We start from the raw sequence: 13,179 nt of genomic DNA on the forward strand, positions 1-13,179 counted from the left end.
GTTACTCAGCCAAAGTGGCGATAATCTGGCGCAGTAAAGCTCGCGCTGCATCATCGCGCATTTCGCGCACCAAGACCTCGCGTTCACGAGTTTTTGCCAGGGCAAAGTTGGGGTCGTCTTGGTAGTCGCGATACACTTCAACCGAGCGTGGCGCTAATACCGTGCCGTCACTTTTGTGCAGCACGTAGGCAACACTGTAAATCAATTCGTATTCGGCCACTTGGCCACTGGCCGACAACGACAGCGCGCGGCGGTCCAAGCCATCGTCGAGAATTTGGATGACTACCGGGCTGGGCTGCTGATTGATAGTGTCCAGACGGGTAGCACCAGCTAATTCAAAACGTTCGGTGACCACCTCAGCGAACTCACTAAATTTAGGTGCATCGAGGTAATAGGTCTGTAGTGACGCCGGTAATTGATAGGTATCGCGCAGCTGAAAACCACAGCTACTCAGGGTCAAGCTGATCAGCAGTATGATCCAAATGCGCATCTGTGGTTCCTTGTTAATTGGCTACGATGTTAAAGAGTTTACCGGCCACATAGATTTGCTTGCGTATAGTCAAGCCATCAAGGTGACGGGTAATACTGTCATCAGCCATGGCTGCGGCAGCAACAGTGGCCTGATCGGCATCAGCGGCAACCACCACTTTACCACGCAATTTGCCGTTTACCTGCACCACTACGGTAATCGATGACTCAACTAGGGCAGCGTTATCAACCTGCGGCCATGGTGCACTGATAATATCGTTGTGATGCCCTAGTTGCTGCCATAACACCTCGCTTAAGTGCGGAGTGATTGGCGCTAGCATCAGCACTATGGCATCCAGTGCTTCTTGCATAATGGCACGGTCGAGAGGGCTGTCGAGAGGTGCTTTCTGTAGCGTATTGAGCAATTCCATAATGGCTGCAATAGCGGTATTAAATTGCTGACGACGACCAAAATCATCGCTGACTTTAGCAATTGTGCGATGCACAGCACGACGCACATCGGCTTGCTCGGCACTCAACTGCGACCAATGCTGCGATTGCTCAGTATGCTGAGGATGCTGACTAAAATCATAGGCTAAGCGGTAAACTCGGCGTAAAAAGCGTTGCGCACCTTCAACGCCACTGTCTGACCACTCCAACGTAGCTTCTGGAGGAGCGGCAAACATCATAAATAAGCGCACGGTGTCGGCGCCGTATTTATCGATCATAACTTGCGGGTCAATACCGTTATTCTTGGATTTTGACATTTTGGTCATACCGCCGTGCTGCACCGGCTGTCCATCGCTGCGCAAAATGGCTTGGGCGATGCGACCTTGGCTATCGCGTTGAATGTCAACATCGAGCGGTGAATACCAGGTCATGGCACCGTTGGCATCTTCACGGAAGTAACTATCAGCCAGCACCATTCCTTGCGTTAACAGGCGCTTAAATGGCTCATCAGAGGCCACTAAACCGGTATCACGCAGTAGTTTATGGAAAAACCGCGCGTACAATAAATGTAAGATAGCGTGTTCGATACCACCGATATATTGGTCCACGGGCAGCCAGTAGTTGGCTTGCTCAGGGTTCAACATACCGTCGTCAAAATTGGCACTACAGTAGCGCGCGTAATACCACGATGACTCCATGAAAGTATCAAAGGTGTCGGTTTCACGCTCGGCTGGTTGACCGTTATAGCTGGTTTTACGCCAAGTTGGGTCAGCCTTAATCGGCGATGCGGCACCGGTCATCACCACATCTTCAGGTAAACGTACGGGTAATTCGTGCTCGGGGACAGGTACTGAGGTGCCATCGGCAAGATTCAGCATGGGAATAGGCGCACCCCAATAACGTTGGCGCGATACGCCCCAATCACGTAAGCGATAGTTGACTTGGCGGCGGCCAATACCACGTTTTTCAAGAGCTGCAGCAATAGCATTAAAGGCATCGTCACTGCTTAGCCCGGTGTAAGCCCCCGAGTTGATGGTAATACCTTTTTCGGTAATAGCGCCCTGGCTAATATCACCTTCACCAGAATGCGGAGCAATAACTGGGGTAATGGCTAGCTGGTAGGTGGTGGCAAATTCCCAGTCGCGTTGGTCATGGGCTGGAACGGCCATGACCGCGCCTGAACCGTAATCCATCAACACAAAGTTAGCCACCCATACTGGGATCTGCTCGCCAGTGAGTGGGTGAATGGCACGTATACCGGTGTCCATACCACGCTTTTCAATGGTGGCAAGGTCAGCTTCAGCCATTTTCACGCCCTTGATCGACTCAATAAAGGCCGCCAAGGCAGGATTATTTGCTGCCGCTTGTTGGGCTAATGGGTGCTGCGCTGCTACCGCCATATAAGTCACCCCATACAGGGTGTCTGGACGGGTAGTGTAGACGGTGAGCGGCTGTTGCTGGTCAACCACGCTAAAATCAATCTCCACCCCTTCAGAGCGGCCAATCCAATTGCGCTGCATGGTTTTGACTTGTTCTGGCCAGCCTTCAAGCTGGTCTAAATCGTTCAGCAGCTCTTCAGCGTAGGCGGTGATCTTGATAAACCATTGCGGAATTTCTTTTTGCTCAACTTTGGCGCCAGAGCGCCAGCCGCGGCCATCAATCACCTGCTCATTAGCCAAGACGGTTTGATCGATTGGATCCCAATTGACGGTGGCGTTTTTCTTGTAGACCAAGCCCTTGTCGAACAACTTGGTGAAAAACCATTGTTCCCAGCGATAGTAATCGGGCTTGCAGGTCGCTAGTTCACGTGACCAATCGTAACCAAAGCCAAGCGACTTCAGCTGCTTACGCATGTAGTCGATATTTTGATAGGTCCATTGTGCTGGAGCCGTGTGATTGGCAATGGCAGCATTTTCTGCCGGTAAACCAAAGGCATCCCAGCCCATAGGTTGCAGGACATTCTTGCCTTGCATGCGCTGATAGCGTGCAATCACATCACCTAGCGAATAGTTACGCACGTGACCCATGTGAAGTTTGCCACTGGGGTAGGGGAACATGGAGAGGCAGTAGAATTTTTCTTGATCCGGCCGTTCTTGTACCGCGAACACTTGCTCGCGTTCCCAGCGCTGTTGCACGGCTGGCTCGATAGTAGCTGGATCGTACTGGTCCTGCAGCAAATTAGACATCGGTATAGCTCGTCCTTACAGCGAATAAAATAAGTACAGCGCTAAGCCCATGAATACCAGGCTGGCGACGCCAAAGAAGGCGTATTCAATACGCTCTTGCTGCTGTGCATCACGGTCGGTGGCATTGCGGTGAAAAATAAAGAAGCCAACTGCAGTAACACCTAAGGTGCCAGTGGCGGTAATGATTGCAAACAGAATTGCGCCGATAATGTCGACCATAGCAAGCTCCGTGTCGGTCCGAATAACAGGTGGTGATTAACCGACAGTTTACTGATTTTGGCGGCGTTTGACTACGTTGAAAATACTGATCAAGGCGAACAATAATGCGAATAGCCAAGTCGGCCACATGCCATAGCGATAAAAGTTGGTGTCACCACGCACTAAGGGCACCTCGGCACTGATACTGGTGGCGACAAATTGCTCAGCGCGAGCCAACTCATGACCATGCTCATCAACCACAGCACTAATGCCATTATTGGTGGCACGTAGCAGTGGTCGGGCAAATTCTAGCGCGCGCATACGCGCAATCTGCATGTGTTGCGCGGGACCGTGGGAGGCCCCAAACCAAGTATCGTTACTGACGGTCAGAATAAAATCAGTCGCTGGGGTGATATTGCTGCGCAGCAAGTCGGGAAAAACCACTTCATAGCAAATGGCCGCGGCAAACTGGTGCCCAGCTGCCTGAAGGTTCGCTTGTACGGCATTACCCCGCGCGAATGATGACATCGGTAGGTCAAATAGTGGCGCTAATGGCCTTAATAGATCCTCAAAGGGGACAAATTCGCCGATCGGTAATAATTGATGTTTTTGGTAACGGTTGCTGTGCCCATGAAAATAGGCTTCGGCGACTGCATCAGCGCCATCTTGGCCCAAAGTAATGAGGCTATTGAAATACTGACCGCCACGGAAGTCGATAATACCGGTAATTAATGCCACGCCTTCATCAGCGGTAGCGCTGTGAATGTTAGCCAGAATATCATCGGTATAGGGTTCGGGCATGGTCACCGCCGCCTCTGGCCAGATAATCAGGTCATGGCTGGCATAATGCGGCTTACTTAAATTGAGGTAATGCAACATGGTTGGCCAGTGCTGCTCAGGGTTCCATTTGATGCTTTGGTCAATATTACCCTGCACCAGCAGTACCTTGATGCTGTCATCGCTACGTTCGCTGGGATGTAGCCACGGCAAGGCAAAGGGCAGGGTCAGTAATAACGCCGCGAAGGTCGCTTGATACCAGCGCCGTTGCTGCCACCAACTTATCAGGCTGATGACCACTAACCACATCACCAGGGTAATACCGCTACCGCCCAACCACGGGGCATATTGACCTAGCCAACTATCAGTCTGGCTGTAGCCGAGTTCCAACCATGGAAAACCAGTGAATAACCAGCCGCGAGCGCTTTCGGCAAGGAGCCATAGCAATGGTACTAGGCCAAGTGCTAGGGTATTGAAGCGTTGGCCAATACGGCGCCAGAGCCATAGTGCAAGGGCCGGGAACAGGCTCAAATAGGCAAACAACAGAGCCAATAAAGCAATCGAGGCTATCGGTGCTAGCCCGCCGAAGCGATCAATGCTGACATAGATCCAGCTGAGCCCCGCGGCAAACCAGCCAAAGCCAAAAAAAAAGCCGATGCGGAAGGCTTGGCGAGCGTTGTGCTGACTGGTAAATAGGATCAGTAAGGCCATCACTGGGATGGTGATCCAGGCTTGGCCAAATGGCGCGTAGGCAAATACTAGGCTAGCACCTAGTAACAATGGAATAAGGCGCTGTAGCAGGGTGCTAGTCGGCATCGGTGGTTGGTACGCGCTCAGGAACGGTCACTTGTAACTGCTGAATACGGCGTTTGTCGGCACCGGTCACCTTAAAAATAAAGCCGCCAATGGTGATCTCTTCACCAGGCTGGGGTAAGTGACCAAAGCCGTTGGCGACCATGCCACCAATGGTGTCGTACTCATCATCACCAAAACGGGTGTCAAAGTAGTCATTAAAATCTTCGATGGTGGTCAAGGCTTTGACCGCATAGCGTGACTTGTTGATACGTCGGATATCAGCTTTGTTATCTTCATCAAAGTCGGTTTCGTCTTCAATTTCGCCGACAATTTCTTCCAGAATATCCTCGATGGTGACCAGCCCAGACACACCACCGTATTCATCCACCACAATAGCCATGTGATAGCGTTGCTCGCGAAACTCTTTGAGCAGCACGTCGACACGTTTGCTTTCCGGCACAATAACAGCTGGGCGAATGACTTTGTGTAGGGAAAATTCTTCGTCGGTCATGCCAAAGCCATACGCCAGTAAGTCTTTAGCGAGCAGAATACCTTCAATGTGGTCTTTATTTTCGCTCACCACCGGGTAGCGGCTGTGTTGTGAATCAATCACAATGGGTAGAAAGGAATCAACAGTTTGGGTTATTTGAATGGTCACCATTTGCGAGCGTGGCACCATGATATCGCGTACTTTTAATTCGGCGACATCCAGTACACCCTCAATCATTTCTTTGGTGTCGTTATCGATGAGGTCTCGTTCTTCGGCATCCTGAATGAGGTCAACTAATTCTTCGCGGCTGCTCGGCTCTCCGGTAAATAGTTGTAGCAAACGGTTTGCCCACGACTTACGAGAAGAGCCGGAGGTCGAGTGGGGATTGTCATCGCTCATGCAAGCTAAAGCTCCAGTTAGTGCAATTCGTCAGGATACGGGTTGGCAAAACCGAGTTCAGCCATAATGGCTATTTCAAGGCTTTCCATGGTCACCGCATCGTCATCATCAATATGGTCATAACCTAGCAAATGCAAGCAGCCGTGTACAACCATATGCGCCCAATGGGCGAGTAGCAGTTTTTGTTGTTCACTGGCTTCGCGCGCCACCACCGGCGCACAGATGACTAAATCACCAAGCAATTGCACCGGCAGTTCGATATCAGCATCAAACGGAAACGATAGCACATTGGTGGCATAATCGCGTTGTCGATAGTCACGATTCAGTGCTTGGCCTTCTTCGGCGTCAACAATACGAATGGTTAATTCGACCGGCTCGGTTTGTTTGGCGCCATTTAGCGCCGTTGTTACCCAGTGCAGTAGTTGCGGTTGTGTGGGTAAATCAGCAGCCTCGCTAGCGTATTGGATATCTAGTTCAATCATGCATGCTTCTCTTCGAAGGCTTCATAGGCTTGCACAATGCGCTGCACTACTGGGTGTCGCACCACATCGCCGGCTTGAAAGAAGGTGAAGCTGATAGCATCAATATCATGGAGCACATCAATGACATGGCGTAGGCCTGATTTTGCCCCACGCGGTAAGTCGACCTGAGTGATGTCACCGGTAATCACCGCCCGTGAATTAAAGCCAATGCGGGTGAGGAACATTTTCATCTGTTCTGGGGTGGTGTTTTGGCTTTCATCCAAAATGATAAAAGCGTCGTTCAGCGTGCGCCCGCGCATGTAGGCGAGGGGTGCTACTTCAATGACGTTCCGTTCAATGAGCTTTTCGACTTTTTCGAAGCCGAGCATTTCAAATAAGGCGTCGTAAAGTGGGCGTAAATAGGGGTCGACTTTTTGCGCCAAGTCGCCGGGTAAAAAGCCAAGTTTCTCGCCCGCTTCAACGGCCGGACGGGTGAGCAGAATACGACGAATTTCTTGCCGCTCCAGAGCATCAACAGCGCAAGCCACGGCTAAGTATGTTTTGCCGGTACCGGCTGGGCCAATACCAAAACTAATATCATGACTCAAAATAGCCCGCACATAAGCGGCCTGATTGGGATTGCGCGGTTTGACGACACCGCGCTTGGTTTTGATGTGCATCATCTTGTCGTGCTTCACGTCAGCCATCACCTCATCGCTTTGGTCTTGCTCGAGCACTTTGGCCTCGGCAATGGCTAGATGCACGGTGTGGGCATCAACTGGGCTAGATTGGCCTTGCACAGTAGCGGTTTCAACATACAAATCGCGCAGAATGTTAGCCGCAGCTTTACTGGTATGTTGGGCACCGATGATACGGAAATCATGGTTACGATAGCTGATTTCTACCCCTAAACGGCGTTCAAGCTGCTTCAGGTTGTCATCAAATGGCCCGCACAGATCCGCTAAACGGCGGCTATCGGCGGGCTCTAGGGTAAGTTCTACAGTACTAATGCGGTTCAAACAAACCTCGTTTTTGGTTATTGGTTCAGCGCCGATTTAGCTGGCGCTGGAACAAAGGTCGACACCCCGAGTTCATCAGGCTGGTGTCGCGCTTGGCGCGCCAGAATAGCCTGTGGTGCTGTATCCACGCGCAAGCCCATTTCAGCTTCGGTGCGCAGCACCTCACCGCGTAATGAATTAGCGAACACTGAGGTTATGGTGACATCAACAAACTGACCGATCATGTCTGGGCGACCGACAAAGTTCACCACTCGGTTGTTCTCGGTACGGCCACTGAGTTCCATCAGATCTTTCTTCGATGGGCCGGTGACTAAAACCCGTTGTACGGTGCCTAACATGCGCCGAGCATGATTGTGCGCCTGCTGATTGATGCGCTGTTGCAGCAACTGCAAACGCTGCTTTTTAGTGTCTTCGCTGACATCATCGGGTAAATCAGCAGCTGGTGTGCCTGGCCGTGCACTGTAAATAAAGCTGAAGCTCAGATCATAGTCAATAGCTTGGATGAGGTCCATGGTGGCCATGAAGTCGTCATCGGTTTCACCCGGAAAACCAATGATAAAGTCAGATGACATGGCAATATTCGGCCGCACTTTGCGCAGTTTACGAATTTGCGACTTGTACTCAAGGGCGGTATGGCCACGCTTCATGAGGGTTAAAATACGGTCTGAGCCACTTTGTACCGGTAAGTGTAGATGGTCCACTAACTCAGGGATCTCAGCATAGGCGGCAATGATGTCGTCGGTAAATTCAACCGGGTGCGAGGTGGTGTAGCGAATGCGGTCAATACCGTCGATAGCGGCGATCAAATGCAACAGCTCAGCAAAGCGGCAAATGCTGCCATCATGATGCTCACCACGGAAGGCATTAACATTTTGCCCTAATAAGTTCACTTCGCGTACGCCTTGCTCGGCCAGTTGGGCAATTTCAAACAATACGTCATCAACCGGGCGGCTGACTTCTTCACCGCGGGTATACGGCACTACGCAGAAGGTACAGTACTTGCTACAGCCTTCCATGATCGAGACAAAGGCGGTAGGGCCATCGGCTTTCGGTTCCGGCAAGCTGTCGAACTTTTCAATTTCAGGGAACGAGATATCGACCATGGGGGTATGGTTGGTTTGCACCTGTTTGATCATTTCTGGCAAGCGGTGCAGGGTTTGTGGACCAAACACGATATCGACGAATGGGGCGCGCTGTCGAATATGATCGCCTTCTTGCGAGGCCACGCAGCCACCTACGCCAATCAGCAAATTGGGGTTGGTTTTTTTCAGGTTTTTCCAGCGCCCCAATTGGTGAAACACTTTCTCTTGCGCTTTCTCGCGGATAGAGCAGGTATTTAACAGGATCAAATCAGCTTCTTCAGCCTCTGCCGCCACATCGTAGCCATGAGTTGCTTTGAGCAGGTCAGCCATTTTCGCTGAATCGTACTCATTCATTTGGCAACCCCAGGTTTTGATATATAACTTCTTCGCCATAATGTCCTGCTTATCCAATAATTTAACGAGTTACACCACGGGCTGATGCCAGCAGTGACGACAACGGGCGGTTATTTTAGCCTGAACCGCCGCGAACTGCCAACTTTGCGGCAGTATTAGCCACTGCTGCGATTGCGCAGTGCTAAATAGCCCGCACTGGTGATCACCAAGGCGCCGACTAACATGTGCCAAGTGACCGGCTCATCCCAGAATAGATAGCCGACAATAGCGGCAAAAATCACCGAACTGTAGATAAAAATACCGACCTTGGCGGCCGGGGCCAATGAAAAGGCTTTGGTCATGCCTAATTGCCCAGCCACCGCGCAAACCCCCATTACAGCAAGGCCCAGCCAATGCTCGGAGGCGATACTTTGCTGAGTCCACAGCAATGGAATGGCGGTGATCACCGTGGCCATGGCGGCAAAGAAGAATACAATTTTTGACGACGACTCGGTGGCTGACATTTTGCGGATCAAGGTTTTGGTGTAAGCGGCTAAAATCGCACCGCAAAAGGCAATCAATAGCACTGGTGACAACACCTGTGCGGTGGGGTTTAGAAAGATGGTAACGCCCACAAAGCCGATAGCAACCGCCAGCCAGGTTTGCCGACTGACCATTTCTTTCAACCACACACGGCTAATGATAGGAATCAAAAATGGTGCCATAAGCAACACAATGGTGGCTTGGGCCAGGGGCAAATTGGCAATCGAATAAAAATACAGGTACATGGCCACAATACCCGCTAAACCACGGCTGATATGCCAGCGCCAGGCCTGACTCTTAAAGGCGCTAGGGCCTTTGCGCACCACCCACGGGAGCAACACCACAAAGGCCATTAAATTACGGAAAAACACCAATTGTTGTTGCGGTAAATCAGTGCTCAAATACTTAATCATGGCGCTGACACCGGCAAAACACACTTCTGAAAATAAAATCAGCAGTGACGCGATTACGATATTACGGTAGGGGGTGTCCATAGTTGCCGTGAACCTGACCTTAAGGAACAGACTGGAAATGAGCCCATATCTTACCACGATCGGTTTACTAACACTGAGTAATGTTTTCATGGTTTATGTAAACTAGGCGTAGTATTTTTTATCATGCGTAGTAAATTTACGGGGTGATTCATAACATGCAGGTGATAGTGGTAGGTGGCGGCATGGTTGGTGCCGCAGCAGCGCTGGCATTGGCCGACGATGGCCATAGCGTGACCGTGGTGGAAGCTGGGCCGGGCTACAGTGACGACGTCAGTGATAGCTGGGACTTGCGCATTTCATCGGTACACCAGGCCAATGTTGATTGGTTGCAGCAACTCGGTGTTTGGGCTGCGATTACACCCGCTAAATGGTTCCCCTATCAACAACTCAGTGTGCGCAGCAGTAATGGTGTGCAGGTGGATTTTGCCGCCAGTGAGGTGGCCGCATCAGCGCTAGGCGCCATGGTAGAAAACCTCAGCTTGCAACAGGCGTTATGGCAGCAGTTAGCGCAGCACCCGCGGGTCACATTACTGGCACAGCAGCGCATTGAGCAACTTGATAGCCCCCAGCAACGGCTGCGTATTGGCGACCAGTGGTATGATTACGATTTAGTGATTGGCGCTGATGGTGCCAACTCTCAGGTTGCACAGTTAGCCGGTATTGGCATGCGTGGCTGGGATTATGACATGACCTGCTTATTGGCGATTGCGCGCACCGAACAACCGGTGCCGGCGGCTACCTGGGAAGTGTTTCGGCCGTGCGGCCCATATGCGTTGCTACCGCTGGGTGCTCAGCAGGTGTGTTTAATTGATTATCGCAGTCAACAGCAGTGGCAAACCTTGCCCACTGATGCGCAGGTAACGGCTGAATTAGCCGCGGTTTTCACCGCGCACATTGGCGCCTTTACCGTGAGTCAACATGGGCGCTTCCCGATTCGCCGCCAGCGCGCGCTCAGCTATCACGCTTATGACAGTGTCGTGTTGATTGGCGATGCTGCACACAGTATTCATCCGCTGGCTGGGCAGGGCGTGAACTTAGGTTTTGCTGATGTGCAGGAGTTGCAGCAGCAACTGCGCGAGCAAACTACACTGGCCTCTGCATTGGCGCATTATGAACGGCAACGAGTAGCTGCCAACCAGCGCATGATGCGCGCTATGGACGCTATTCATGTTGGTTTTAGCAGTCAGCACGTGCTGCCGCAATTGGTGGTAGATACTGGGTTGCAGCTGCTGAAACGCACCCCGTGGTTGAAGCAGCAAATCATTCGACAGGCCATGGGCGGCTAATCAGCCGCTGGCGAGCAGGCACAAAAAAACCGCCGATGGGCGGTTTTTTCTGTTCGTTTTGGCTGCACCACCGAAGTGGTGCGGAGAGGGGGACTCGAACCCCCACAAGCGTAAGCTCGCTAGCACCTGAAGCTAGTGCGTCTACCAATTCCGCCACCTCCGCAACGAACGGAAAGCAATGGCTGGGGTACTAGGATTCGAACCTAGGGATGGCGGGATCAAAACCCGCTGCCTTACCACTTGGCTATACCCCAAACACCGGTATTCAATGATCGCAGTACACAGAGATAAATGGCTGGGGTACTAGGATTCGAACCTAGGAATGGCGGGATCAAAACCCGCTGCCTTACCACTTGGCTATACCCCAACATGCAGGAATGACACTACATCGTGGTGCGGACGGAGAGACTCGAACTCTCACACCATAGGCACTGGAACCTAAATCCAGCGTGTCTACCAATTCCACCACGTCCGCGATGCATCCTATTGATTGGTGGCTACGGCGAGATTCGAACTTGCGACCCCAGCATTATGAGTGCTGTGCTCTAACCAGCTGAGCTACGTAGCCAATCAATAGTTTCGTTAATGCGCTCTGTGAGTGCGGCGCGTATTATGCAAATCAGGGGCGATAGCGTCAACCTATTTTTCGCAAATTCAGCGGTAATTACAGTCGAATGGCGAAAAAACCAATAGATTGCTCATTTAATGCTCATTGGTGCCAAAAATCGCTATTCCGTCAATCGTTTTGGCTCCAGTAATTGCTTTAATTCAGTCTCACTGATATCCGTCATTTCGGCCGCTACGGCAATGATTGGGCGCTGTTGTTGATAGGCCGCCTTGGCAATTTGTGCCGCTTTGTCGTAGCCAATTTTACTGTTCAACGCGGTGACTAGTATGGGGTTACGTGCCACATTAGCGGCGATACTGTCATGCTGCACGGTAAATTCTGCGATGGCCTGATCAGCAAGGCTATTGCAGCCATTGGCCAATAATTCAATGCTCTGCAATTGTAAGTAACCAATCAACGGTAGCATCACGTTTAATTGAAAATTGCCACTTTGAGCGGCTAAGCCGACACTGTGACAATGGCCTTGCACTTGCACACAGAGCATTGCCACAGCCTCAGGTATGACTGGATTGACCTTGCCTGGCATGATACTAGATCCGGGCTGTAACGCCGGTAAGGTGATTTCGGCTAAGCCAGCTAATGGGCCGCTATTCATCCAGCGCAAATCATTGGCGATTTTTAACAGTGTTGCGGCGATAGCGCTCAGACAGCCAGCCAGCAAATGATTGGTCTGCTGCCCGGCAATGCCAGCAAAGCGATTGCTTGCCGGTTGAAATGGCAGCGCCACGCGTTCACTGAGGGCCAAGCAAAACTGCTCGCTAAATGCTGCTGGCGCATTAATACCGGTACCAATAGCCGTGCCACCTTGCGGCAGTTGATAGAGCCGCGGCAGTTGTTCGCGCAAAGCTTGTTCAACTTCAGCTAGTTGCGCTTGCCATGTTGTGAGTTCTTGGGCCATGGTGAGTGGCATGGCATCCATTAAGTGCGTGCGACCGGTTTTGACCACCTCTGTGAGGCTACTGGCCTTGTCTGCCAGCACCTTTTGTAGATGCTGCAGCGCCGGCAGCAGCATCTGCTGAATGGCTAGGGCACTGCTCACCAGCAGCGTCGTTGGAATTACATCATTGCTACTTTGCGAGGCATTGACCTGATCATTGGGGTGGACCGGGTTGCCATGCACGGCGCTGGCCATGGTGGCGAGCACCTCATTCATATTCATATTGGTGCTGGTGCCCGAACCAGTTTGCATTACATCCAACGGAAAGTGTTGCTGTAGGTTGGGCTCACTGAGCAGTTCATCAACAGCTGCGATAATATCCTGCGCTGCTTCGGGTGTTAGTACCTGGCAGTGTTGATTAGCCTTGGCAGCTGCTGCTTTGATATGCGCGAGAGTGGTTAAAAATAGTACCGGGAAGCGCAGGGAACTGAGCTGAAAATTCTGTCGCGCTCGTTCGGTTTGGGCACCCCAACGGGCCTCGCTTGGCACCGCAATGGCACCCATGCTGTCGTATTCGGTGCGCGTTGCTGAAGCTTTGCTCATAAATATCTCGCCCCTGCTACTGGTGGTGATCGAAAAGAATGCCTATGCTGTAACACAGTATAGCCATACCTGTTATAACAGCATGGGGGC

At 51.6% G+C, this 13,179-nt stretch carries 11 protein-coding genes and 5 tRNA genes; 1 reads left to right on the forward strand and 15 read right to left on the reverse strand.

The annotated features are described in order from the left end of the window. Position 1: 1 nt before the first annotated feature. The 9 genes from EFO84_RS04505 to EFO84_RS04545 form a co-directional block, all read right to left on the reverse strand. On the reverse strand, positions 2-490 hold the full coding sequence (locus EFO84_RS04505; protein WP_127346870.1) for an LPS-assembly lipoprotein LptE: 489 nt from the start codon (positions 488-490) through the stop codon (positions 2-4). Between the two features lie 13 nt (positions 491-503). Then, positions 504-3,092: a leucine--tRNA ligase gene (gene leuS, locus EFO84_RS04510; RefSeq protein WP_127347003.1), complete on the reverse strand. Its 2,589-nt coding sequence runs from the start codon at positions 3,090-3,092 to the stop codon at positions 504-506. A 27-nt stretch (positions 3,093-3,119) separates the two neighbouring features. Beyond that, positions 3,120-3,323, reverse strand: coding sequence for a hypothetical protein (locus tag EFO84_RS04515; RefSeq protein WP_127346871.1), 204 nt, complete (start codon positions 3,321-3,323; stop codon positions 3,120-3,122). A gap of 48 nt (positions 3,324-3,371) precedes the next feature. Next, positions 3,372-4,895, reverse strand: a complete 1,524-nt coding sequence (gene lnt, locus EFO84_RS04520; protein WP_127346872.1) for an apolipoprotein N-acyltransferase — start codon at positions 4,893-4,895, stop codon at positions 3,372-3,374. Next, positions 4,885-5,763 (reverse strand): CNNM family magnesium/cobalt transport protein CorC, encoded by an 879-nt coding sequence (corC, locus tag EFO84_RS04525; protein WP_127346873.1) that lies wholly within the window; start codon positions 5,761-5,763, stop codon positions 4,885-4,887. Before corC ends, lnt begins: the two co-directional genes overlap by 11 nt. A 17-nt stretch (positions 5,764-5,780) precedes the next feature. Continuing rightward, positions 5,781-6,245, reverse strand: a complete 465-nt coding sequence (gene ybeY / locus EFO84_RS04530) for an rRNA maturation RNase YbeY (RefSeq protein ID WP_127346874.1) — start codon at positions 6,243-6,245, stop codon at positions 5,781-5,783. Then, positions 6,242-7,243, reverse strand: a complete 1,002-nt coding sequence (locus EFO84_RS04535) for a PhoH family protein (protein WP_127346875.1) — start codon at positions 7,241-7,243, stop codon at positions 6,242-6,244. Before EFO84_RS04535 ends, ybeY begins: the two co-directional genes overlap by 4 nt. A gap of 17 nt (positions 7,244-7,260) precedes the next feature. Continuing rightward, positions 7,261-8,718, reverse strand: coding sequence for a tRNA (N6-isopentenyl adenosine(37)-C2)-methylthiotransferase MiaB (gene miaB / locus EFO84_RS04540; protein ID WP_127346876.1), 1,458 nt, complete (start codon positions 8,716-8,718; stop codon positions 7,261-7,263). Between the two features lie 116 nt (positions 8,719-8,834). Further along, on the reverse strand, positions 8,835-9,695 hold the full coding sequence (locus EFO84_RS04545) for a DMT family transporter (protein WP_205701940.1): 861 nt from the start codon (positions 9,693-9,695) through the stop codon (positions 8,835-8,837). 155 nt (positions 9,696-9,850) lie between these two features. On the opposite strand from EFO84_RS04545, the gene EFO84_RS04550 reads away from it, so the two are divergent. After that, the gene (locus EFO84_RS04550) at positions 9,851-10,981 is read left to right on the forward strand and encodes an FAD-dependent oxidoreductase (RefSeq protein WP_127346878.1); all 1,131 of its coding nucleotides are present in this window, start codon (positions 9,851-9,853) and stop codon (positions 10,979-10,981) included. A 76-nt stretch (positions 10,982-11,057) separates the two neighbouring features. On the opposite strand, the gene EFO84_RS04555 is transcribed toward EFO84_RS04550, so the two are convergent. The 6 genes from EFO84_RS04555 to EFO84_RS04580 all read right to left on the reverse strand — a co-directional run bounded on the left by EFO84_RS04555 (position 11,058) and on the right by EFO84_RS04580 (position 13,089). After that, positions 11,058-11,144: transfer RNA gene (locus tag EFO84_RS04555), tRNA-Leu, on the reverse strand. Positions 11,145-11,160: 16 nt separating this feature from the next. Further along, a tRNA-Gln gene (locus tag EFO84_RS04560) sits at positions 11,161-11,235 on the reverse strand. A gap of 38 nt (positions 11,236-11,273) precedes the next feature. Then, positions 11,274-11,348: transfer RNA gene (locus tag EFO84_RS04565), tRNA-Gln, on the reverse strand. 24 nt (positions 11,349-11,372) lie between these two features. Further along, positions 11,373-11,456, reverse strand: a tRNA-Leu gene (locus tag EFO84_RS04570). Positions 11,457-11,472: 16 nt separating this feature from the next. Continuing rightward, positions 11,473-11,549: transfer RNA gene (locus EFO84_RS04575), tRNA-Met, on the reverse strand. Positions 11,550-11,709: 160 nt separating this feature from the next. Beyond that, entirely contained in the window at positions 11,710-13,089 is a 1,380-nt protein-coding gene (locus tag EFO84_RS04580) for a class II fumarate hydratase (RefSeq protein ID WP_127346879.1), read from the reverse strand. Positions 13,090-13,179: the final 90 nt, after the last annotated feature.

The sequence above is a fragment of the Pseudidiomarina mangrovi genome, from assembly GCF_003999375.1.
Taxonomy (GTDB): domain Bacteria; phylum Pseudomonadota; class Gammaproteobacteria; order Enterobacterales; family Alteromonadaceae; genus Pseudidiomarina; species Pseudidiomarina mangrovi.

Coding starts and splice junctions, on each gene's coding strand:
- ybeY (WP_127346874.1), bottom strand. CDS start 6,245: ATGATTGAACTAGATATCCAATACGCTAGCGAGGCTGCTGATTTACCC.
- lnt (WP_127346872.1), bottom strand. CDS start 4,895: ATGCCGACTAGCACCCTGCTACAGCGCCTTATTCCATTGTTACTAGGT.
- EFO84_RS04545 (WP_205701940.1), bottom strand. CDS start 9,695: ATGGACACCCCCTACCGTAATATCGTAATCGCGTCACTGCTGATTTTA.
- EFO84_RS04550 (WP_127346878.1), top strand. CDS start 9,851: ATGCAGGTGATAGTGGTAGGTGGCGGCATGGTTGGTGCCGCAGCAGCG.
- EFO84_RS04580 (WP_127346879.1), bottom strand. CDS start 13,089: ATGAGCAAAGCTTCAGCAACGCGCACCGAATACGACAGCATGGGTGCC.
- corC (WP_127346873.1), bottom strand. CDS start 5,763: ATGAGCGATGACAATCCCCACTCGACCTCCGGCTCTTCTCGTAAGTCG.
- miaB (WP_127346876.1), bottom strand. CDS start 8,718: ATGGCGAAGAAGTTATATATCAAAACCTGGGGTTGCCAAATGAATGAG.
- EFO84_RS04515 (WP_127346871.1), bottom strand. CDS start 3,323: ATGGTCGACATTATCGGCGCAATTCTGTTTGCAATCATTACCGCCACT.
- EFO84_RS04505 (WP_127346870.1), bottom strand. CDS start 490: ATGCGCATTTGGATCATACTGCTGATCAGCTTGACCCTGAGTAGCTGT.